Annotated in this window: 19 protein-coding genes; 3 read left to right on the top strand and 16 right to left on the bottom strand. The window is 60.6% G+C overall.

Annotated features, from left to right (window positions below):
* Positions 1 to 273 precede the first annotated feature (273 nt).
* Complete coding sequence (locus tag LV28_RS43355) at positions 274 to 3,777, top strand: hypothetical protein (protein ID WP_023597407.1); 3,504 nt, start codon at positions 274 to 276, stop codon at positions 3,775 to 3,777.
* Complete coding sequence (locus LV28_RS43350; RefSeq protein WP_147291604.1) at positions 3,774 to 6,047, top strand: hypothetical protein; 2,274 nt, start codon at positions 3,774 to 3,776, stop codon at positions 6,045 to 6,047. The genes LV28_RS43355 and LV28_RS43350 overlap by 4 nt, the downstream gene beginning before the upstream one ends.
* Positions 6,048 to 6,245: 198 nt before the next feature.
* On the opposite strand, the gene LV28_RS43345 is transcribed toward LV28_RS43350, so the two are convergent.
* From LV28_RS43345 to sctD, 7 genes are all read right to left on the bottom strand, one after another.
* Positions 6,246 to 6,611: a CesT family type III secretion system chaperone gene (locus LV28_RS43345; RefSeq protein WP_038620108.1), complete on the bottom strand. Its 366-nt coding sequence runs from the start codon at positions 6,609 to 6,611 to the stop codon at positions 6,246 to 6,248.
* Between the two features lie 209 nt (positions 6,612 to 6,820).
* Entirely contained in the window at positions 6,821 to 8,845 is a 2,025-nt protein-coding gene (locus LV28_RS43340) for a hypothetical protein (protein WP_147291605.1), read from the bottom strand.
* Between the two features lie 57 nt (positions 8,846 to 8,902).
* Positions 8,903 to 9,595: a lytic transglycosylase domain-containing protein gene (locus LV28_RS43335; protein ID WP_081326943.1), complete on the bottom strand. Its 693-nt coding sequence runs from the start codon at positions 9,593 to 9,595 to the stop codon at positions 8,903 to 8,905.
* Positions 9,588 to 10,133, bottom strand: a complete 546-nt coding sequence (locus LV28_RS43330) for an RNA polymerase sigma factor (protein ID WP_158443211.1) — start codon at positions 10,131 to 10,133, stop codon at positions 9,588 to 9,590. The genes LV28_RS43335 and LV28_RS43330 overlap by 8 nt, the downstream gene beginning before the upstream one ends.
* Before the next feature lie 212 nt (positions 10,134 to 10,345).
* The gene (locus LV28_RS43325) at positions 10,346 to 10,600 is read right to left on the bottom strand and encodes an EscF/YscF/HrpA family type III secretion system needle major subunit (protein WP_023597401.1); all 255 of its coding nucleotides are present in this window, start codon (positions 10,598 to 10,600) and stop codon (positions 10,346 to 10,348) included.
* A gap of 15 nt (positions 10,601 to 10,615) precedes the next feature.
* Positions 10,616 to 10,894 carry a hypothetical protein gene (locus tag LV28_RS48865; RefSeq protein WP_147291606.1) on the bottom strand — a complete coding sequence of 93 codons (279 nt, stop codon included), beginning with the start codon at positions 10,892 to 10,894 and terminating at the stop codon, positions 10,616 to 10,618.
* Positions 10,891 to 12,243 carry a type III secretion system inner membrane ring subunit SctD gene (gene sctD, locus LV28_RS43320; protein WP_038620112.1) on the bottom strand — a complete coding sequence of 451 codons (1,353 nt, stop codon included), beginning with the start codon at positions 12,241 to 12,243 and terminating at the stop codon, positions 10,891 to 10,893. Before sctD ends, LV28_RS48865 begins: the two co-directional genes overlap by 4 nt.
* A gap of 66 nt (positions 12,244 to 12,309) precedes the next feature.
* Between sctD and LV28_RS43315 the strand changes: the two genes are divergently transcribed.
* Positions 12,310 to 12,642: an STAS domain-containing protein gene (locus LV28_RS43315; RefSeq protein WP_048806534.1), complete on the top strand. Its 333-nt coding sequence runs from the start codon at positions 12,310 to 12,312 to the stop codon at positions 12,640 to 12,642.
* Between the two features lie 41 nt (positions 12,643 to 12,683).
* Here the strand turns inward: LV28_RS43315 and sctV are convergent, their stop codons facing one another.
* From sctV to LV28_RS43270, 9 genes are all read right to left on the bottom strand, one after another.
* Positions 12,684 to 14,789, bottom strand: a complete 2,106-nt coding sequence (gene sctV / locus LV28_RS43310) for a type III secretion system export apparatus subunit SctV (RefSeq protein ID WP_038620114.1) — start codon at positions 14,787 to 14,789, stop codon at positions 12,684 to 12,686.
* A gap of 6 nt (positions 14,790 to 14,795) precedes the next feature.
* A complete protein-coding gene (locus LV28_RS43305) occupies positions 14,796 to 15,206 on the bottom strand; it encodes a hypothetical protein (protein ID WP_048806535.1) in 411 nt (136 codons plus the stop codon).
* Positions 15,203 to 15,595: a type III secretion apparatus assembly protein SctX gene (gene sctX / locus LV28_RS43300; protein WP_023597395.1), complete on the bottom strand. Its 393-nt coding sequence runs from the start codon at positions 15,593 to 15,595 to the stop codon at positions 15,203 to 15,205. Before sctX ends, LV28_RS43305 begins: the two co-directional genes overlap by 4 nt.
* A gap of 14 nt (positions 15,596 to 15,609) precedes the next feature.
* Positions 15,610 to 15,999, bottom strand: coding sequence for a hypothetical protein (locus LV28_RS43295; protein ID WP_038620116.1), 390 nt, complete (start codon positions 15,997 to 15,999; stop codon positions 15,610 to 15,612).
* Positions 16,000 to 16,003: 4 nt separating this feature from the next.
* Positions 16,004 to 17,236, bottom strand: coding sequence for a TyeA family type III secretion system gatekeeper subunit (locus LV28_RS43290; RefSeq protein ID WP_081326942.1), 1,233 nt, complete (start codon positions 17,234 to 17,236; stop codon positions 16,004 to 16,006).
* Positions 17,237 to 17,315: 79 nt separating this feature from the next.
* Complete coding sequence (locus LV28_RS43285; protein ID WP_058371695.1) at positions 17,316 to 18,344, bottom strand: ABC transporter substrate-binding protein; 1,029 nt, start codon at positions 18,342 to 18,344, stop codon at positions 17,316 to 17,318.
* Positions 18,331 to 20,088, bottom strand: a complete 1,758-nt coding sequence (locus LV28_RS43280; protein ID WP_147291607.1) for a hypothetical protein — start codon at positions 20,086 to 20,088, stop codon at positions 18,331 to 18,333. Before LV28_RS43280 ends, LV28_RS43285 begins: the two co-directional genes overlap by 14 nt.
* Positions 20,085 to 20,489 carry a hypothetical protein gene (locus LV28_RS43275; protein WP_147291608.1) on the bottom strand — a complete coding sequence of 135 codons (405 nt, stop codon included), beginning with the start codon at positions 20,487 to 20,489 and terminating at the stop codon, positions 20,085 to 20,087. The genes LV28_RS43280 and LV28_RS43275 overlap by 4 nt, the downstream gene beginning before the upstream one ends.
* A gap of 200 nt (positions 20,490 to 20,689) precedes the next feature.
* Entirely contained in the window at positions 20,690 to 21,163 is a 474-nt protein-coding gene (locus tag LV28_RS43270) for a type III secretion system chaperone (protein ID WP_023597389.1), read from the bottom strand.
* Between the last annotated feature and the right edge of the window lie 135 nt (positions 21,164 to 21,298).

The raw sequence follows: 21,298 nt of genomic DNA, 5'->3' as shown, positions 1-21,298 counted from the left end.
TTCTCCAAGTGGATTCTCAAGTATTGGTAACAATTCCGCGAAAGTCATCGCAAAGATATTCCGTATTTTGACGAGTCCCTCTAAACAAGGCAATTGGCTTTATGCGCCTGTCTCGGTGGGCGCGGTATTAGGGTTGGAACTGATCTGGATGGCAGGTTACATATGCACCAAATCAGACGCATTTTTCTCGACTCCGCAGGCTCCGTCACTTTACTGCGATTCTGTGCCGAATGCTGGAAGCCAAACAATCGGACTGACCACAAAGGAACTCAAATGGCCGCCTTGACCGACGGCATGAAGGCGCACATTAACGTTCACCTGGCGAAATTCCGCGCCGTGAGCGCCAAAGGCAGCTTGGCGCGTTGGCCGGCCCCCGTCGACCAGGCGCGCTCGACCGCGCAAGTGCCGCAAACGGGCCGCCCCAGGGCCAGTCGCCGGTCGCCGGGCGTCTCGGCGAAAGTGAGACCGTTTCTGGGCCGAATCCTTGCGCTGCTGAAGTCGATTCCCCGAGGGCGGGAGGCGCTCGCTTCGATCCATGCTCGAACTGAACGGCGGCACGTTGATCGTGCCATCGGGAAGCTGACCTTCTTGCTGACCCGAACTCCCGGTGCCGACGTCAAACTTCAGATCGAAGACACAGCGAATCGGATGATTCGGCACGCGGCGCGGTGCGCATCGCGCATTGGTTCCGGCATGAAGGCCGGGGACGTGCTTGCCGCGAGACTCAAGGCGGCGATTTGCGCCCTGAGTTCCGAAGAGCGTGTGGCGCTCGGCCATGTCCTGACGGAGCGGATGGGGGGCGTCGCGGACCCGGCCACCTGGCCAATGATTCCCATGCCCAACGACACGCACACAGAGAGCCGGACACAGCGCCTCGACGTGCACGCCTACTGGCTCGAAGGTCTCGTCTCGGCGCAGGAGCGGGAACTGAACCCCGTCATTCACAAGCTCGAACTGGCAGCGCGCTGGAAATGGCTTGGCACGCTTGCGCAATGGGTCGCACATTTGACGCCACGGTCAGCCGGCATGGTCGCGCGCCTGGCTAGATTGACGGAACTGGCCAATGTCGCCGGCCCCGTCGTCGCGCGGGAGTTGCCCCCCACCGCGCTGAAGACGATATTCGATGGCGTCAACAGCGTGACAGAGGTGCTTAAAGCAGGAGACCTGCCCGGGTCCGACGTGGTGAAGCGTGCCGAAGACATGCTGGAAGACCTCCAGAAGCAGGTGTGGGGCGATCTCCGGGCCCCGCTCGCGGCGTTGACTGCGGCGATACGCCCGAATGCGCCGGGCTTGCTGACGGCGCCGGACTCGCTCGACGTCATCGAAAAATCGGGCGAGATCATTAGTAAGTTCGTCTCGCTCAATCAAATTTCAATCTCGCAATTGTTGGCAGGCACGCCGCGTATTGACGCTGGCGCGCATGCCCACACATGTTTTGCATTGATCCGGAGACTCTATCCGGATCACGCCGGCTTACGCGCCGCTGCGGATGCGTTCGACGTGCTCACGCAGTCGAGCGGCATTCCTGCGAGTGATCTCGCAGGATTCGTGCGTGGCCTTTCACCGAGGGTGTGTTACACGATGGGCGAGAAGTGGGGCGCGCGTCCGGTCGTCACGACCGACAACGTCGTGGAGCGGCTTGCGACCACTCAAATGTGCGACCCCGTGGCATTTGGCGAATTACTTGCCAACATCGCGCAACAAGCGGGGGACACAACGATTGCGCCCGATCCGCGCTCGCCTGGATTGCACCCGATCTTCGTACGGGACGCGTTGGGTAACACCACCATGCAGGTGCAGGGTCCGACGATGGTCATACGGACTACCAACGCCCAGGATGCGTCGAGTAATGACAATGCGATTCGTTTGAGCGCCGATGGTCTTGCCGCGTGCAATGCGCATCTGATCGAGATGTGCGACAACGATGCGGCGTGGGCCCGCCGCGTAAGTGCTGTTGCCACACAAACGGGCGCGCAGATATTCTCTGCGGTCCCGACGCCGAGCCCGGGAGGCATGAATGCCATTCTGGGGCAGGGGGATCGCGAGACGGAATACGAAATCTTCCGATCGTCCGACCAGGAGATGGTCGTGAAGATATACAACGCCCGCACGCATTGCTCATCGGTGTCCCTGGTTACCCCGGACTGGTACCCCGTGGCGGACCTGTCTACGGAGACAGAAGGAACCTATCGCACGGAGCACTGCGCGTTTGTTATCCGCCGCTCGGGTGAGATATCGCTCCTGGAACCACCGAAGTTCACTTCTGACATCCGGCTTGCCGAGGGCCAACTGCGTCGCGCTATCGAAAAAGAGCACATCATGGTTTGGTCGCCAGGGTCCGGAGGAGCCAGCCGCACGGCCTTCGGACAGACCGCGGCCGCTGGGGCGTCCCGCGGGGCCGGCGATCCTGCAACGCTAACCGCACAGCTCCAGGATGAGGAGATAGACGTGTGGGCTTCGCATGCAGATGAATTGGCACTTCGATTTGGCGAAACCGCCACGAGCATCGTGGATCTGGCGCAGCGCGCGAAGAGCGCGCGTGAAGGTACGATTCGCGACGAGTTCAAGGCGGGAGTTCGCCGTATTGCCAAGCATTTGACATCCATCCGTCAGGCGAGCACAGGACGCCAGATACTTGACGTTTGCTATCACCTCAAGGTGGCAGTCGATCGGCTGGCCGGCCGCTATGCCAGCCTGGGCCGGCGCCCGCCGACGTCGGCTGAGCTGGCGACACTCGCCAGTGGCGAGATTTCGAGGGAATGCGCGGCGCAACTGCGCAAGATCGCCTTGTCCCCTGAGGGGTTGCCCATGCTGCGAGCGCTGACCGCGCATGGCTCGAAATCTTCCGAATTGCCGCAAGTATGGCGCGAAGCGCTTCAGCAAGCCATTGATACCTTCACGCATGTACTGATGCCCGGGAATGCCGGTAAAGGACAACTTCGGAATCTTTCACAAGTGCAGCGATCGCTGGCCGGTGACGCCCGCACTGCGCTTGGCATGTACTTCAATATCGGCATCGTCGACAGCAGCGTTGTGACGCTCAGCCGGTCACTGGGCACGACCGTCGCCATGGCTGAACGCATGGCTGATTTCAACGAACGTGACGAGCTCCAATGGCAAGAGGCGACTAAAGACGTGCCCGAAATGAACTGGCCCGTCGTTCCCGTAGATGTCGTAGCTGACGTCGGCCGGCGCACTGTGTGGATTGGCGATGCCCCGAAATGTCCGCGCCAACCTGATGAACTGCGACACGACCTTCTGGAACTGACGGGAGGAAACCGGCGGCAGACATGGATGGTCGCCCGCAGCACAGGCCAGGAGCTCACCGGCCTGATCTGGGAGTTGATGCGAAAAGGCAGAGAGACGTGGCCGTTTGAAAAGTCTGGAGACCCATGCCTTCCGTCGGGCTTCAGGGTGGAAGACCAGGAAAGCACGATTCACCTGAGGCGCGAGCCCAACGGAGACGTGCGCCTGAATATGATCGAGCGTTGCCAGAACGGCAGGACGCTCTGGATCGATGGGCCGGACCCCATGTCCGATCCGGTCGAGTTGGAGCCGGCCGATAGCTGGCTGGTCTTGTCGGTATCGCTGCTCATTGACGCCCAGGGACACGCACGCCTCGACGACGATGTGCGACTTTCCTGTCAGTGGGTCGAGAAGCGTGACGAGGACGCGAGCATGGTCGCGTCCCAGCCGAAGTCACCGCCTCTGCTCAAGTACGAATTGACCACCAACCCACCGATGTCGCCCCTGAATCTGGCACAAGGCGACGTTTGATCCGCATTGCCATCGCTGGCAATGCCAAGCCAGATGTACAAGGAGTCGAAGAAATGACACTCACGACAACCGCCCCTCCAGTGACTGGGACAGTCATTGCCAACTCGAATGTCGGACGCAAGCACGAATGGGCGCGTGATACCCGCTATGCGGGACTCAGAACGTTCCGCTACAAGGCGGAGTTGGGCAAGCCTTGCGACACGCCGCGCGCCAGTATCGCACAACGCGTGAAACAGAAGATTTTGTCCTTCGCTGATCGCGTCATGGACACGATTGGCGTGAAAGGCTTTCGCGCAGAAGCACGAACCCGCGAAGCGCACTTTCGGTTGGCCCAGGGCATCGATCAGTTCTCGCGAGCGGTATGCGCCCGCGACTATGAGAGCCTTCCCGGTGCTTTCACCCGGCTTGCCACTGGCCTGAGATCCATGCACGAGCGAGGCCTTGGTCCCTCCGAGATTGGGAAAGCCATTGCAGAGCTCACGCAGTTTCAGATGATTCCGAGTTCGGATGTGCCGGACTATGCAGACATCAGTCAGCCATTGCTCGCTACGTTGAAGGCAGCGTTCGTTGCCTCGGACGAAGCGAGCTTCGACAAGGCGGTGCGATTGCTTTGCGGCGGGCAGGAGAACGGCACCATCACCGATGCGATGAATAGCATTCGTGCGCAGGTACTTGCATTGCAACGCAGTGAAGCGGCGGGCGAAAGTGGCGATTCGAATGGGGATCCGCTGGTCAAGGGCGGCCTGTCGCTGCTCAACGAGATGGGCAAGATTCGCGAGCGCGATCTGGGCGCACGTAAACGTCAGGAGGACGTTCGTGTAGCTAACGAAGCGCGGGCGATGGAGCCGACTGAGCCATCTCAGATCGACGACGATCCGACACGTACGAAAGAGTTCATCCGACGATACGGCCAGCCGGCGTTCGACGAGCATGCGAGCATGCCCGGTATAGCAAAGAGATATCTCGATGGGCTGGACGAGGCACCAAACCCGAAGCTTGAAGCGATGTTCCGGAATACTCCTGAGTCTTCGGCGATTGTCTTGCAGCGTGAGCGTGCGCTGAATCGGGAGATCTCGGAGGCCTTGGGCAAGGCATGGATGAATGGGGCCACGGAGCACGAAGAACGGCTTGACCGGCATATCGATGGCAGAGATCGCGTTGCGCTTTCGCGGCGACAGTCAATTGACAAGCAGATTGTCGCGCGAGCGCGTGAGAATGTGGCATTGAGAGCCAAACTTGCGAAGCAGGAACTCGCCCGGCCCACCCTGATCGAGCTCTACACACAACACCTGTACGACGCGATCCTATACCAGGTGGCGGTCAATGACGCCCGAAAGCTCGTTGAAAAAGCCCAACAGGCCAACAAGGGCACATCGGTGTGGAGGCCAAAGAAGCCGGATGCCACATTAGCTTTGGAGCTCAGCCGTCAACTCGATGAAGCGAATGCGAAGGTGGGACCCCTGAGCGTGTCTGCGGGCAAGATTGTTCCGGACCGGACGGCGAATGCCGAAATGCATTTCGAGACGCTCGGTCTCATCAATCGACGCTCACCGTATCAAATTGCAGTGAGCAGCAAGGGCGAGATCCTTTTCACCAAGGGCGATGAGCAAGTGAGTGTGAACTCGCTCAGCGCAACTGAATTGCGAAACGTCCTTCTTGCCTTCGGACAGGTTTCGGCCGAGCTCGGCGGCGAGATTTCCCGCATCAACAACGAGTATCGAACGACCGTGCCGCTCGCACAGCAAGAGAAAGAGGAGATCGATCGGATTCGAACGGCCTCCAACTCGCTGATGCTGGAACGGAAAAATCAAGCCGACAAGCTGAAGTCCAGGTTGCTGGATATACGCGCGACTGCAATGGCCTTGCTGCGCGGCCCGGACAATCAATCGCCGTACGTGTTTGGTTTCACCATGTTAGTGGTCGATTTGGCAGGCGGTAAGGTATTGCCGGATGCGTCCACACGGATCGAGATTAGTCGCCAGGCCGGCGTGGACTACATCACCGACGAGGACGGCACTGTGTGGTTCGATCGTCTGAGTGGTGAGGAGACGCGGCGCGTTCGCGACAATCTGATCTTCAGGCTGGAAGAGGCGATTGTCCGTCTTTCGGATCCTATCGTGTCCAAGGAAACCCTGGCTGCTGTTCAGGATGCCATGAACAAGCAGTGGGCAGATCCGGTGCCCTACGGCACCCCGGCGTCCGATTCGCGGCAGGCGCCGGTTTCTCGCCCGGCCGTGACGTCGCCGATCGCCGTGGACGTCCAAGGGTAGATCGTGACGATGGCGTTGCCCTGACGTCTGTCCGATGATCTCGGACACTGACAGGTCAGAATAAAAAACGGGGTCCTACACAATAGGACCCCGTTTTTTTGAGACAACTTGATGATTCGGCTGAGAATGCGGACGGTAGTAGCTTCGCGCCCGCCTGATATATGTATTCGCGTTCCTATCCCGGGCGAGCGCGCCGGGTCAAACGCCTCGCACCATTTCGTTGAGCATGACGCGCATGCGCAGCCGGTCGGCTGCCTCGGTTTGCCAATCACGTGATTGCCACTCACTGGCCACGGCAGCGAAATAGGACAGGCAATCGCGCAACGACTCGCCAGTGGCTTCCTCCAGCACCATGTGCAACATGAATATCGCACGACCGGTTTCAGGTGACATGGCGAAGCATGGCGCGCCGGGGCCATGGAAGAGATACGCATTCGATTCCAACATTTCCCGATGAACGATCGCCTGTGCGTGCTCGGGAATGTCACCGAAATCGCAAATGATGACCGCGCTCTCCATCTCGCCGACGTTGGCTTGTGAAATCGAGAACGCAACGCCGTCCACGACAATCTCACCTGATTTCAGCAGTGTGGGGAACGACTCACTTCGACCGATGCAAGTGCAGAACGCTTCCACGACACGTGTGTAATGAGATGTACTCATCAATCTTTTCTCCTGTGTATTCCGGGCATATGCCGGCACCCCGAGTGCGCGATGCCGGCGGAATTCTCAATGCAATGAAGTGATCGATCTTTGATCCGTCGCAACCGGCATCAGTGCGCGGCTGGTTGCTGGGGCGCGTCAGTCCCCGTAGCCTCGGTATTGTGCGCCGGAAGGGGAATGTCATTCGCTTCCAGGTCAGCCGTATCGAGGGGGGGCTGCGCTGGCTCAAGCCGTGCATTCACTGGGCGAGCTTCCCTGAGCTCGCCGAAGCTGTTCTCGAGCCACTGGGCTGACATTCCCCGGAATTCCGTTGCCCCATTGATCGCCGACGCCCCGAGGTTTACCAGGAAATTATCGAAGTGCTCAGGTAATGGAACGGTTTGGACCAGATTCACGCCGAAATAACGGGCCACGCCTGAAAACAGCGTCGAAACGGTGAAGGGGTTCCGGAGCCAGCGGGATATCGTGCTCCCGCTGTCGGGGTGGGGGCGATAGACATCGGGCTCCCGATAGTAGAAGGGCACTGGATCGCCTTGGGCGCGCTGGTGCGCCAAGCGGTCGACAAACGGAACCCACCACATGGCACGTATCACCGTACCCACGACCGTGTCGAGCAATTCGACACCGGCGCTGACGCCGACGTGCGACATGACTTCCCGCATATATCGCTCGAATGAGCTTGTGGATACATTGCCCAGTTCGGCGTTCGCGGCGCTACTCCCTACCGAAAACCCGAAATAGAATATCGTCGCCACCAGCGTCATTTTGGCTCGTCGCGCAAAGTCGTCGGGCGGGCGGACGGTGCCAAGCGCGCGAGAGGTGCTCGCGGTGAGCAGGTCGCGCACGAGCGGATAGACGATCGACCTGACGAGCGCTGCCAACTGAGCTGTGTGCGACATGCCGCGCAATGCGTAGCTCACTGGCGTCAATGTGCCAATTCCTGCGCCTGCCACGAGGCCAAGCGATCCGCCGACGATCTCGAAAGCGTGGTTGTCGAGTCGCCAACGTTCATCCATTCTTTTCCCGACCGAGGCGCCGGCAATTGCGCCCAGACCTCCGCCGGCGATGGCAGGGCACGCGCAGAGAACATTCTTCACCCACTTGAGGACTTCTGAATTCTCCGGGAGCATGTAGCAGCCCGCGGCAGCCAGTTCACCGAATGTTTTCCCTGTCGCGGTGTAAACGCCGTCGAAAGCGCCGCGAGCAGCGATGGTGAGCGCAAGCTGCCAACCGGATGGCGAGTTGGCCTGCTGCTCCAGCGCGGGGGGCTCATTCAGCGCTGTTGCGTCGCCGACCTGAACGTCGGCAACGGCGTGACTCCGGGCGACGTCCCGCACTCCCGTTTCAAGGTCATCGCGGTGCGAAGTACGCGGCTCGGATGGGTTCTCGGCCTCGTGATACTGACCTGTCGGGATGGGCGTGGCAACGAGCGGCGTGACCGACGCGGTGGTGTTGAGCGGGGTGGCGGACAAGGCAGGCGGGTCGATGTCCGGTACACCGGTTTGGACCCCCGTCAGTGAGACAGTCGGCGCTGCCTGTTCCACGGGGGGGGAAATCGACGGCACGGTTGTCGGCGTTGCCGCAGTGCTCGGGTTGGGCGAGGGCGTCGCCATCACTGATTCCGCCGGCGGCGCTGCTGGCTCGGCGGAGGGTTTGAGCCCCGCCGGCGGGGAGGGTTCGACGGGTATGTCCTGTACGGACGGTGGCTCCGGCTGTGTGACGATGGGCGACGTTGGCTGCGACAGATCATCCGGCTTCTTATGTTTCCAGACAGCCCCTTGCTGCCTGACGGCGTGTTCCTCGGCAGGTTGCTGCTCCGAGGTGATCACTGGCGATGTCGGCTGAGAGTTCACTTCGGGTTTGCTGCGACTCCAGACGTTTTCCCGCTTGGCGGCGTTTGGGGAATTCGGCCCGGCGGTTTGCGGGATTTCAAATTGGGGCTGGTCGGGCGTTTGCTGCGGCGGTGCACTTTCGAGATTCGGCGTGGAAGAGGGGGGGTGCCCTGCGAGCCATTGACGGAGGACGGGTATCCGGCTGCCGGCTTTTTGCTGGTGATTTGTGATTTCATATGGCGCCTGTATGCGGACGCAAAATTGACGGGGGGATTGCCCGACAGGCCCATCGTCGGACAACATGGGCTCGGTAACATCCGCGACATGAAAAGTTCGCGACGTCGCGAGCGGAGCCCCGCATCACTTGCCGTGTTGCGCCGAGAATTGTTCGTAGCGCGCCAATACCTCGCTTACATAGCGATGCGTTTCTTCGTAGGGCGGGAGCCGGTTGTCGTACCGGCGCACCGCGCCTTCCCCAGCGTTATAGGCAGCCAGCGCGAGCGAAAGATTGCCGGGAAACCGCTCGATCAGGCCGCGCAGATGGCGGGCGCCGGCAGACACATTGGTCTCGGGGTTGGTGAGCTTATCCGCGATCGAGCCTTGCGCGTCGGCGACGACCCCGTATTGGGCCGCAGTTGACGGAATCAATTGCATCAGACCAACGGCGCCCTTGGGCGACACTGCCGAAGGGATGAACGACGATTCAACGGAAATCACGGCCTTGAGCAGCGATGGATCGATATTATGTTGCGCTGCGCTCGATTGGATAAGCGAGTCGAATTCGGTCGGAACGGTGCGCGTCCGACCTTCGCTTCTTTTTGAATACCCCGCGTACGTGTGACTTGCCACCCTGATCAGCGGCGTCCATTTGCCGTCGTCGTTGCGATTGCTCAGCACGACGCGATGGCGCCCGGCGTCGCGGAAATAGATCTCGGCTTGGGCGCTGTTCGCCATGGCGCTCGCGCAGATACCGACTATCAAAAGGCTGGATAGCCTGCATACGCGCGGCGAGACTTGTGCCGCGTCCGGTTTCATCGCCTGACGGTCACTCATCCAATCCCGCGCCGCAAGCGCGCATGCGCTCACGCAGCAGTGCCCTGGCTCGCGACAGGCGGCTGCGCACCGTTCCGATCGGGATGCCCAGCAGCGCACCGGCCTCCTCATACGACATTTCCTTCAGGCCCACGGCCATCAGGATATCGCGCATGTCATTGGGAAGATTGTTTATTTGCGTTGCAATGATATTGAACAGCTCGTTTTGAACAGCAATGCCTTCTACATCGTTATTGGATGTGTGTGTATCTTCAAGAGAATTGTATTCTTCAAATGAATAGCGACGGCCTGGAGATCTGTTGAGGTAATTCTTTATCTGATTCAGGGCAATACCATATAGCCACGTCGAATACTCTGATTCCCCGCGAAATGAGTCGTGGCAACGCGAGGCATCGAGGAATACCTGTTGGGTGATATCCTCAGCATCGCCATGATTGCCAATGTGTCTCAATATGAATCGATAAATCCGTCGACCATGAGCTTCGTAAAGTCTGGCAAACAGCACCACATTTTCAACGTTGGCGAGATTTGTCTCCACGGCTACCCCCGGATTTAAGAAGAGTGCGCATATCCTGCGTCACTCGTTCAAGCGTGGGCGATGTGTCAGGACATCGCTTCATTTCAGCTTCGATAACGCTCATCGTAGGAGACGAAAAACCCATTGTCATTGGACTAAAGTCTCAGGATGCTAAATAATTGGTGATTCTCTTGTTAGTGTTTTCCCTCGTTAGCCAAGTATTTTGCATTCAATCAACTGGCTTTCTGAATGATGCCCTTCATTGCATCGCCGATTTCCTTGGTAACCGTACTTTGAATCTGGACCATTAGCGTCCATTGCTGAACGCCCTGCTGGACCATCAACAAATCTGTCGTCGTCGGATTCTCGCCAAGTCCGCTGATCGTGGACTTCAAATTGCTTTCCGTACTCTTGACGACATTGAATACGGTGTCGTTGATAACGCCGAATGTAAGGGCGTCGACAGAACCTGCGTTGGGTGTGGCCATGAGTAATTTCCAGAGTCAGCGGATTTCGGATCGGTTCTCGAGAATTTCGCAAGCGAGCTTCAACGCGCGACTGGCAACGCGCAGATGCTCGAAGTTCGCTTGCGTCATTGGATTGCGCAGCGCGGCATCGATGAGCGCGCGGCGCGCATTGCATCGTGCGATCAACGCTCTGGCGTGATCTTCGCCACCAGGGCCCGAAAGGCGAAGCTCAAGGTCGGTGGAGAAGCCGGGTGAGCGGGTCGTCGCGCCCGACAACCCTTGCCCGGCGGCGGGCAGCGTGGGGTGTAGTGTCATCGTTTGACCACAAGCAGTTGAGGTGCATCGAACGTTAGGTTGGTGGCGTCGACGTCTTTGAGCCGCCAACCTGCGTACGTACCGCCAGGGGTCAGCATGGTTCCATCTTCGAGCACAATATATGGCGCGTTGCCTCCGACCACCGAGCGGATGGCGAAGGGCAGGCCGGTACCGTATCGCCCGAGGTCGCGCGTGAGGGTTGCCTCGAACGGGATGGCGCTTCGGTAGCGCTGGTCGAATGCTTGCAGCAACGTTTGCAAACGGGCTTCCGAAACAGGCGACACCGTGCCGGTCAATTTGACCTGGCGGCCATCCCAGCTCGCGCGAACGCCAGCAATTTTCTCGGCCTCCAATGTCTTCTGGAGTTGGTCGACGACCGTGGGCAGATATTCAATGCCTTCGGTCTTCACGTTCAGTTCGGGGATCTGCTTCTTGAGTCTCGCGACAACCCCGTCAACGCTTTGTTCGTCCGCGGCAGCGCCGCTCAGCACGACGTGTCCATTCTTCGCGTATTCGGAGTGAAGTCCTGGCGCCAGCTCGGTGACGAGCGTCTTGACGGCTTCGCGGGTGCCGTCGTCGGTGCGAATGCGAAGTATCGGCCGGGGTTTGACCCGAGCCAACTGCATTGACAACGCCTCGAGTGATCCCTCGTCCGGCAGCCACCCGTGGATGACGGCCCGGCCGTCCTCTTGAGGGGTCGCCTTGAGATCGCGCCAGCGCGGTGCCTGCAACAGCTTCGCGAGCGCGGGATCCAGCTCGGGCAACGGGCGGGCGATGACCGCCTCGGATGGCGAAGTGCCGGGGCGTTGTGTCATGCCCAGGAGCAGTCCGGCAGGCAACAGGAGCACCGGTACCAGTACCATCGGCAAACGTCGCCAGCGTGCGGGGCGTCTGGCCTTCGGCGGACTGGCGGGCAATGTGGGAGGCACCATCGCGCTGCCTTCGTCGTGTATCGCGCTTTCCTGCTCGCCGCTATCGACGCCCATGGCGGGCGCGCCGTGCTCGATTGACGCAAGATCCGGCGGCGTGCCGCCCTCAGGAACCAACGCAAGCCAAATGTTACCTAGCCGCAAGGCACCGTCGGCGGCATTCCAAGTTTCGGGTTCAACGGCCAAGCCGTTCTGTCGAGTCACGGCCGCGCTGGCAAGAATGCGCCATCCGGCCTTGTCGCGCTTGAACTGCGCATGCTGGGCTTCGATGGTGTCGTCGGCAAGAATGATGTCGTTGTCGACGCCGGAGCCGACGCTCAGATGATCGAAGTCGTTGAGCTCGACGACTACCCCGGCATGGTGCCCATTAAGAATGTGCAGGGCTCCACGGGGTTCGAGAGAAGCAGGGTTCTGGTCCATGATGTTTTTTCTCCGGCCGCTTCAGTAGCAGAAGGCGTTCCGAATTTCCTTTCCAGGAGTTGTTCTGTGAGAATCGTTACCGACACTACGCATCCCACATTCGTCACCTCCGTTAGCGGACGGCTCGACAGTGCGGCGGCAGCGGAGTTTGAGCGGCAAGTGCAGGAAGTGCTGGCGAAGTCGCCCGAGAAGTTGGTATTCGACTTTTCCGAGCTCAGTTACATCAGTTCGGCGGGATTGCGTGTGGTGCTCGACGCCGGCCGTACGTTGCGCACGCACGGCGGCGATTTGCTGATTACCGGGCTCGATGGCATGGCGCGCGAGATCTTCGAACTCAGCGGCTTTCTCGCGTTGTTCCGTCAGGTCGCCAGTGCACATGACGTCGACGCTCGCGTGTGAGACGCGCCCCAGGCCGGCAAGGAACGCCAACGTGAGGCGTCTCATGCCGCGACCTCGATGCGTGCGAGGGGCTGAATATTGATGTCGGGCGTCAATTCCTGATACGACAACACATGCAGGTCGTGGCATTCCGCCTCGACCATTTTTCTCACGTATCGCCGAATATCCATCGAAGTAAGCAGCACGGGCGGGTGCAGTAAAGCCATGCTGTCGCCCACGGTTTCGCGAACCTGTTCAACCACGCGCTTGGAAAGATTGGGGTCGAGCGCGAGATAGCTGCCGCCGGAAGTTTGCCGAACGGCGCCGCGAATGACCTCTTCCAGATCGGGGGCCAGGAGATAGGCCGGAAGCGCGTTTTGCCCGCTCGTGTGGCGATGACAGATCTGGCGCTTGAGGGTGCCACGAACGTACTCCGTGAGCAGCACGGAATCCTTCTCCTTTTGTCCCCACTCGATCAGCGACTCCATGATGGCACGCAGATTTCGCACCGAGATGCTCTCGGAAACCAGCCGCTGGAGGATCTCCGCGATCTTCTGCAGTGGCATGATCCGCGTGACTTCCTTGACGAGTTCGGAGAATCGCGACTCCATCGACGTCAGCAACGCGCGCGTTTCCTGGATACCGATAAAGTCGGCGGCGTGTTTCTTGAGCACGAACGAGAGGTGGTAGCCCAGGATCTGCGCGTTGTCCATGCACTGAATGCCGGCGTCGGTGAGCCGTGCGCGTAGCTCGCTGCGTGCCCACAAGCTTTGAAGGTGTGGCAGGAACTGCGCCTCTTCTTCGATCTCCACCCCGAGCGCGGCGATGTTGTTGCGGCTCTCCCTGACCAGAATGTGATCGGGACGCAGCCGACCCTCGGCGACAGGCACTTCCGAGAGGAGAATGCTGTAGGTGCCTGCGGGAAGGTTCTGATTGAAGCGAAGTTGAATACCGGGAAATGGCACCCCAAGATCGAAGTAAAGTGCGCGTCGAATTGCAATGAGCTCTTCGTTCAATTGTTTCGCGCTGAAACTTCTGCGCAAATCCTCGGCGACGTCGAGCAAGAGCGGCACGGTGGGGGTCAGTTCGTCATCCGAGACAGCGCCGCTCTTGTCTTTCGCCGCGTCGCCCTGCGCGCCGGGCATGTCGTCAATGCCCTCAGGGCTGTCCTTCCCGCGTCGCTTTGGCTGCGACAGTCCATAACCGACGCTGCCGATCAGGACGGCAAGACCGAGGAACGTCAGGGTGGGCATACCCGGGATCAACGCCATCCCGAGCATCGTCGAGGCACCGATGAGCAACGGGCGTGGGCGAGCGAGGATCTGCTCACCGATATCGCGGCCAATGTTGCTGGGTTTGCCCGTATCCGATGACACGCGCGTCACGATCATGCCTGCGCAGATGGCGATGAACAATGCCGGAATCTGCGCGATCAAGCCATCGCCGATGGTGAGGATCGAGTAGATATGAACGGCTTCGGAGGCGCTTAGACCGCGCTGCACGGTGCCGATGATCATGCCGCCGACGAGGTTGACGGCCACGATGATCAGGCCGGCGATGGCGTCTCCCTTGACGAACTTCATCGCACCGTCCATCGCGCCGTACAACTGGCTCTCCTTCTCGACGATGGCGCGTCGACGTTTGGCTTCCTCCATGTCGATAGTGTTGGCGCGAAGATCGCCGTCGATCGACATCTGCTTTCCAGGCATGGCGTCGAGCGAGAAGCGCGCGGCCACTTCGGCCACCCGCTCGGCCCCTTTGGTGATCACGACAAACTGCACGATCGTGAGAATCAGAAACACCACCAGGCCGACGACCAGGTTGCCGCCGACGACGAAATTGCCGAAGGTATCCACGATGTGTCCGGCATCGCCATTGAGCAGGATCAGCCGTGTGGTGGCGATGCTGATCCCCAGCCGGAACAGCGTGGTCACCAGAAGCACCGTGGGAAATGAGGAGAATGCGAGCGGTGAAGGCAGGTACATCGCGACCATCAGCAGGATGGCCGAGAGGCTCATGTTGGTGGCGATTAGTGCGTCAACAAGTGGCGTTGGCAGCGGAAGGATCATCATGAAGATGATGCCCACGACCACCACTGCCAGGATCAGGTCATTCCGGCTGGTAATGAATTCCACCAGACGTTGTAGTTTTCGGTGCAGCGTTGGCATGATGCGTCAGTCCTGTGAAATGCGTCGATCGCGCAGAATTCCCTGCCCGGGCGTCTCCGGTGCATACGCGCTCTCCGGGCTGTCCATAAAGCATCGAAAGGCCTCGGTGGCCTCGCCGTGTCGGCCTGACACGGCGAGCGCCTGAGCGCGAACCAGGTGGTAGCCCGGCGCCAACTCTCCCTTGAGCGCCGCTTCATCCAGCAAGGCGAGCGCCTGTTCCGGCTTCTCCATTCTCACCAGCGCAATGGCACGAAGCACATAGACATTTCCGGTCGCGGCGCCGCTCACCTGCAGTGCGTGCAGCAGCGCGTTGGCCTTTGCGGGCAAGTGGTATTCGAGGTACGTATGTGCCAGGAACAACGCCAGCGTGACTTGCTGAGGATCGAGTCTCGGCCGGGATTTCTTGGGCGACGTCATGCTGAAACGAGGGCACGTTTGTAGGCACCCACCAACTCTCTCGACTTGGACTCTTCCGACACAATGGCCGCGGCGCGCCGCAGTATCTGTGCGTGCTCGCCGCCGGCCGCCGCGGCTTGCCGAAGACTCTGAGTCAACGCGACGAGCGATTGCTCGGTAGCGTGAGCGTCCAGAAGATTTGGCGGCAGGTTGGGTCTGAGCAGCCCCATTAGTCGCTCCTCGTGCGAAGGTTTTCGCAGGAGCGCGTCGATCTTCGCGCGACCCGGCGACACACTGATCATCGATTGCGTGACGCGTGGCAATGATCGGATGTCGTTCTCGCGATTGACGACGAGTTCGATGCCGCGACTGAAGTTCAACAAGGCGGCAGCGTCGATACGGCTTGACATGAAATGGCATCTCCTCAGGCGACATGACCCTCAATGGCATCGAAAAGGCCCATGAAATGCGCCAGCCAGGTTTCCATAAGCGTTGAATTCAGACGGGATGCGGCCTCGCGGCGCGCAAGAATCACGGTGGTATCCGCGCCCTGGTGCAGCACGCCCACCTGCATGACGTCGAAAAGCGGCGTGTTCTCGTGGAGCCATGCACCTCGCAACAAGTTCTCCATGGCCGACGCTTCCATGTATGGGCGTCGCCAGGTGGCGAGCACGATGGCGTCGTCGCCCAGCGACTCCACGCTGATGATGTAATCGTCGCCGAGCGCGGCTTCCGCCACGCCGGACGCATTCAAGGTCCATTCGGTCAACCCCAACGAGAGACCGAAAGCGCGGACTTCCTGCGAGAGGCTCATTCATTCACTCCGTTCGAGGCGACGAACTCGCGTGCGTCGAGATGGCGTCCGGTGACGCGGCGGAGATCGGGGCAGCCTGATCCATCACAACGATGTCGTCGAAGGCGTCGTCAATCGCAAGGTCATCGATCTCCACGTCGATGATTTCGTCAAGCACCTGTTGGACCGTGTCGGCCACGAGGAACCGGTGATCCTTGTCGATATAGAGTTGATCGGGCAGCGCGGCGGTGATCTTGCGCAGGCCCGACATCAGCGTGATCCTGGCAGGGACGCCATCGTCCGGCAGCATGTCGACCAGTTCCGTCACACGGTTGGACGGCAGCCAGCGATCGATCGTCCAGTGTGCGATTCTGCGCATCAATACTTCGTCAGTGAGGCCATGGTCGGTCGCCCCTTCGGGCGCTTGCGCAGAAATCCGCTCGGCCAACTGCGTGCATGTGAGTAACACGGTGGTAGCTACACTCACGTAGTAAAGGTCTGACACCAGGAGTCTTAATCGCTCGTCCGGCGCGGATTGCCTGCGTGCGGAGAGATCGTCTCCCAGCGCACGCCGGATTGCGGAGATCGCCCCGCTCAATGGGCGACCGGGAAATCGCTCGACCACGAGATTCAGCACCCGCGCGAGGTTGCGTTCCGGATCGAACACAATATCGTCGTAAGTCTGCGTAATGGCCCGCGCATCGGAGGCACCGCCTTGTGTTATCTCGGCGAACTCGGTGGCAGCCCTTGCCGAATTGATCGTGGCATGAATTGCATCGCCCTCCTCGGCAAGGAGTTCGGCGAGCGCATCTTCGATCCGCGCCCGCACGACGGCATCGTTGGATACGCTGCTGGATTCGAGCACCTTCTCCAGTGCTGCATATTGCTCGGCAGGGTCTTCATACCACTGGCGTGCGGATTGACGAGGGTTGTCCCCGTTCAGACAGCTTTGCTCCAGGGATTTTCGGGCAAGAGGGTCCGCGCCCTCGTCGAGCATGCCGAAGTATTCGTCCGCCGTATCGATATCGGCCTTCTCGCGCGCCTTTCCGCCGCGCACGCGCCTGTCCAGTACAGGCCGGCGAGATGCCGAGCCGAGGCGACCGCCGCCGAGTCGCTTGAGCACGGATTGGGCTCTTGCGTTGGCGCGCACCGTCAGATCCCGACCAAACAGTCGCTGTCTGGTGCCGGTCGTCGTGTTGCGCCCGCGAGGGGGAACACGCCCGATTGCAGATTGGGGATCGATTCTTGAAGTCGCCATGGTGGTCTCGTTGCGGCGCTTTCACCGCTTACGGCCTTGTGTAACGTCAGGCGCGCTTCAGTTCCTTCCCGGCGTTGTTTTACGGAGGCAACGGCCGGGAATGCGACGGCTGTGCGACGTCCAGCAGCGCCAGCGGCAGTTCGATATCCAGGCGCAGCGCGGTGTCGAAATTGGCGATCAGCGTATAGCGGTGGACGAACTCGACCGGAATGTTTGCGGGCGCCACGCCGTCATGAAGTATGGCGTAGGCCTTGGCCGCAGCCAGCCGGCCGACGTCGGCCTCGTCCGAGACCAGTCCCATCAGGCACCCCGACTTGCGCACAATGCTCTGCGTTGCGCAGAACGTTGGTACGCGCCACTTGAGGGCAGCGTTCATGAGGGCATCACGATAGGTCGATGCCAGAAAGGTACTCGGTTCGACGTAGAGCATGTCGATGCCGGCATCGGCAAGTTCGTGAACCAGGGGATCGATGTCGGCCGCGCTCGGCGACCCGTCGTGCAGGGGCAATGCGCGTTTGACGAGCTCGAAAGGCTCGCGTTTCGCCGCCCGCTGGAGTTCCGCCACAGTCGTCAGCGTGTTGGGCTCGGCGGGATTGGCAAGGTAGCCGATTTTCCGCAACGGTCTGAACGTCCGCAATGCGGCGAGTTGCGCAGCCATGGGGGCGATGTGGATAACCCCCGTAACGTTGGGGCCGTGGACCGAAAGCCGGGGAAGCAGATGGGAGCCGACGGGGTCCGCAACCTCAGCGAATACCACTGGAATATCGCTGATCCCGGGTGAATGTGTGCGTTGGGTGAACTGTCCCAGTACGGCGAGGGAGGCCGGTGTGCCCCACGTGTAGACCAGATCGGGCCTGAGCGTCCGGATACGGGACTGAAGCAGCAACGGCTGATCGTATTCCAGCAGGGTAAGTCGAACCTCGACCCCACGTTGCCTGAAATAGCTCAGGAAGGCGAACTCCGCCTCGTGCATACCGCGCGGCGTGACCATGACGATATGGGGCGACGGCTGCGCGGCAATGGCTGCGAGCGGGGCAAGCGCGAGCGCGAGGGACAGGCGAATGCCGCGCAAGGTCGCGGCAAACCGTGAGACATCAGGGAGTGTCATGTTGCCACTCCACCCAACGATCGATGGCCCACGCGCCGAGTAGCATGGGGAGGCCCATCATGCCGAATGCGTAATCGCTTGACGGCGCGGAAGCGGTAAGCAGATCAACGACGTACCAGATCGACCCCGCGGCGATTGCAGTTACCGCAAACCAGAATCCCCGGTGACACCAGTCGGCAACGCCGGTCAGTCGCGAGACAGCGCGCCATGCCTCCCCCAGCAGATAAGCCTTTCCGACCAGTGCGATGATCTCCCAATCGGGCGCCAGCATGGGAGAGAGTGCGGCGACGGACGCGAGTAGCATCGCCGTCATGCCATGCAAAGGATGCCAGCGAATTTGCAACACCAGCCAGATCACGAAACATAGGAGCATGCCGCGCCAATCAGGGTTCAAGGCCCGAAAGGTGTGAAGTGCGTGGGGCGAAGTCGCATCTGGCGTCAGTGCGACGAGCCCGAGTCCGACCCCTGTTAGCGCAACAGCGGCAACGAGTGCAGGTGTGGGGGTGAGGTCGCCTGCGTGTGCGCGCACGAACCGGTCGGGACCGTGCGACGCGGACATTGCGGCGCCAAACGCCGCAGGAACCAGAAGTAGCAGCGGCATCCACCAGGCGGGCGCGGCAACGGCCAGCGCGATGCCCCAAACCGGGCCGCCCACCAGCAACCCGGTGGCGATGGCGGCGTCGAACCCGGGCAGCCCCGAATGGAAACGGCGCGCAGCACCCAGGCGCTGCGTCGGCACGAAAGCGTCGGCGCTGCTCGTGTCCAGCAACAGGACGCCTGCCGCGACAGGCGCTATTCCCCACCAGGGTTCCGGCAAGTCAAGCACCATCAGGACACAGCCCGTCGCAAGGCATAGGAAAATTGGCGGAAACCGGGGCAGACCATAGCGATCGAGGCCGCGCGACAGGAGGGTACCGACAATGGCGCCGAGCGTGATAGCCGCAAACATCGGAGCGCTTGCGTGAAGGCACCAGGCCAGGATTGCGCCGAGCGACGTGGCAACGAGCACCCGCGCAAAGCGTCGAGTCGCGTCATCGGCCATCCGCTGCCATTCGATTCGCCGCGCGCGTCCCGCAGCCGGTTTATCCTCGATTACGTCGCGACATCGCCGATAGCGCATGAATTCGTAGATCATGCAACCGCCACTCGCCAGGGCAACCAGGAACAGCCAGACGGTTTGCATCAGTGACGTGCTTTCTCCTGGCGTCCACGCGGCACTCACCCGCACCGTGTACCTGGCGGTACCGTTGATGACCACTTCACTCGTGGCCTCCAGCGGATGCGCATGGACCGCGGGCGCACGATCGGCCCGCGCAATTACACTTCCCGAGCTCAGATTCAGAAGCCGGATCGATTGAATGTCAGGCTCGGAGAGCAGGCATTTCTCGAAAGCTTCGTCTATGCGGCTGATGCGGGCGATCGGCATCCCGGTGGCCGCAGCGTGCGAGATACGCTGAGCAAGCGCCGCGGCGTTGCGCTGCGCGCGAAACTGCACACCGGCGCGTTGCGCAAGGGTGATGTGAGCCAGTGTCTGCCACGCGACGAGGCAGAGAACCATGGCCAATGCGGAAATGCCTGCGATCGTCCACTGCCATTGCGTGCGACGGTACGCGGCGGGCAATCGTGCGAATCTTGCAGGCGTCGTGTCCGACAGCTCGTCGGGCACCGGTACACCGGAATGGGAAGGCATTCGAATGAATCTACTGAAAACAAGCGAGGTCGTGCGGCGGGCAAGCGGCGTCACGTGCGTATCGTGAACGCTCGAGACCGCGCGCGTCGACGCGATACGGCATCCAGGGCGCAGCACCCGATGAGAATGATCAGCGACCCGGCGACGGCCTGCGTAAAGGCGCTTAACGGGGCGTTGTATTCATGCCGTCTGAATGTCGCGACCAGATAGCCTCCGGGCGCCCCGAGTGGGGACACGACTGTCGCCGTGACGGTCTCGCCGCGACCGGGCGTTTGCCCTGCGAAGAAAGGCCGCGCGTGCCGCGTCGACGCCGAATCGTCCAGCGCGGTCTGCCTGTCACGGTACTCGGTGTGAATCACCTCACCATTGGCGGCAAGCACGCGCAATGACAGCAGCGAAGGCACGCGCAAGAAACTGTCGCGAAACGACAGGTCACCATTTTGCATGTCGCCCAATCGGGACCCCAGCGCCAGACGGAACACCAACGTTTGCCTCACCCCCGCCAGTTCGTTGTTGACGACCGTGCGAACTTCCGCGTTTCTCGCCTCGTCAGGCAGTGCACCGAAAAGCAAGGTCACCGCAAAGCAAATACAAGCGGTGAGTCCAGCCAGTCCCAGGCGCGTGGTCCATTCGGGTTGGCGCATGTGCCAGGTCGTCACACCCACTGTCCGCCGACGGCCATTTGGGGGGCGTCCGGCATGGGGCTGCTGGTGGCGAATTCATCGTCTCCATCGAGATTTCCATTGGCGATGCGCCGCGTCCACTGTTCGGCATTGTGAACGAACCGCTCCAGAATGTTGAGCAGCGTTGTCGGGGGCATCTGGCTGGTTTCGATGCGTGTGGACAACACGAGATCGCCGTTCAGGTCGTCGATTCCCAGCGTCGAACCACCCGTTCGTGCGCCAAAGGCGTTTGCTACCAGCAGCGACGTGAGCATCGATGCAGGGCTGTGCTGCCCGACGGTTCCCACAACGCTGTAGAGATGCAGGCACTGCGCCGCTTCGTCGTACTCCAGATTCAAGTCGGGTGCGTCCTGGATGCGAACACACGCCAGACCGCGCTCATCGAGCTTGAGCGTCGGGAGACCGATGACGGAGCCGATCTGCGTGATTAGTTCGTCGATCATCATGATTCAATTTCCCCTGAAAAAAGAATGGTGTGCTGCGTTCGGACGTCGATCATTCATACGGATGCCAATTCAATTAACCACTGAGTACCCGTCACGAGAGGTGAGTTCCACACAAATTCACAGGGATAGGGAAGG

It is taken from the genome of Pandoraea pnomenusa (genome assembly GCF_000767615.3).
In the GTDB taxonomy this organism is placed as follows: Bacteria; Pseudomonadota; Gammaproteobacteria; order Burkholderiales; family Burkholderiaceae; genus Pandoraea; species Pandoraea pnomenusa.
Note: the sequence above shows the minus strand (reverse complement) of the source record. Positions and strands in the feature narration are given on the sequence as shown.

Excerpts from the sequence above, each read along its gene's own strand:
- LV28_RS43355 (WP_023597407.1), top strand. The coding sequence starts at position 274 with ATGGCCGCCTTGACCGACGGCATGAAGGCGCACATTAACGTTCACCTG.
- LV28_RS43340 (WP_147291605.1), bottom strand. The coding sequence starts at position 8,845 with ATGTTGTCCGACGATGGGCCTGTCGGGCAATCCCCCCGTCAATTTTGC.
- LV28_RS43335 (WP_081326943.1), bottom strand. The coding sequence starts at position 9,595 with ATGAGTGACCGTCAGGCGATGAAACCGGACGCGGCACAAGTCTCGCCG.
- LV28_RS43325 (WP_023597401.1), bottom strand. The coding sequence starts at position 10,600 with ATGGCCACACCCAACGCAGGTTCTGTCGACGCCCTTACATTCGGCGTT.
- LV28_RS48865 (WP_147291606.1), bottom strand. The coding sequence starts at position 10,894 with ATGACACTACACCCCACGCTGCCCGCCGCCGGGCAAGGGTTGTCGGGC.
- sctD (WP_038620112.1), bottom strand. The coding sequence starts at position 12,243 with ATGGACCAGAACCCTGCTTCTCTCGAACCCCGTGGAGCCCTGCACATT.
- sctV (WP_038620114.1), bottom strand. The coding sequence starts at position 14,789 with ATGCCAACGCTGCACCGAAAACTACAACGTCTGGTGGAATTCATTACC.
- LV28_RS43305 (WP_048806535.1), bottom strand. The coding sequence starts at position 15,206 with ATGACGTCGCCCAAGAAATCCCGGCCGAGACTCGATCCTCAGCAAGTC.
- sctX (WP_023597395.1), bottom strand. The coding sequence starts at position 15,595 with ATGTCAAGCCGTATCGACGCTGCCGCCTTGTTGAACTTCAGTCGCGGC.
- LV28_RS43295 (WP_038620116.1), bottom strand. The coding sequence starts at position 15,999 with ATGAGCCTCTCGCAGGAAGTCCGCGCTTTCGGTCTCTCGTTGGGGTTG.
- LV28_RS43290 (WP_081326942.1), bottom strand. The coding sequence starts at position 17,236 with ATGGCGACTTCAAGAATCGATCCCCAATCTGCAATCGGGCGTGTTCCC.
- LV28_RS43285 (WP_058371695.1), bottom strand. The coding sequence starts at position 18,344 with ATGACACTCCCTGATGTCTCACGGTTTGCCGCGACCTTGCGCGGCATT.
- LV28_RS43270 (WP_023597389.1), bottom strand. The coding sequence starts at position 21,163 with ATGATGATCGACGAACTAATCACGCAGATCGGCTCCGTCATCGGTCTC.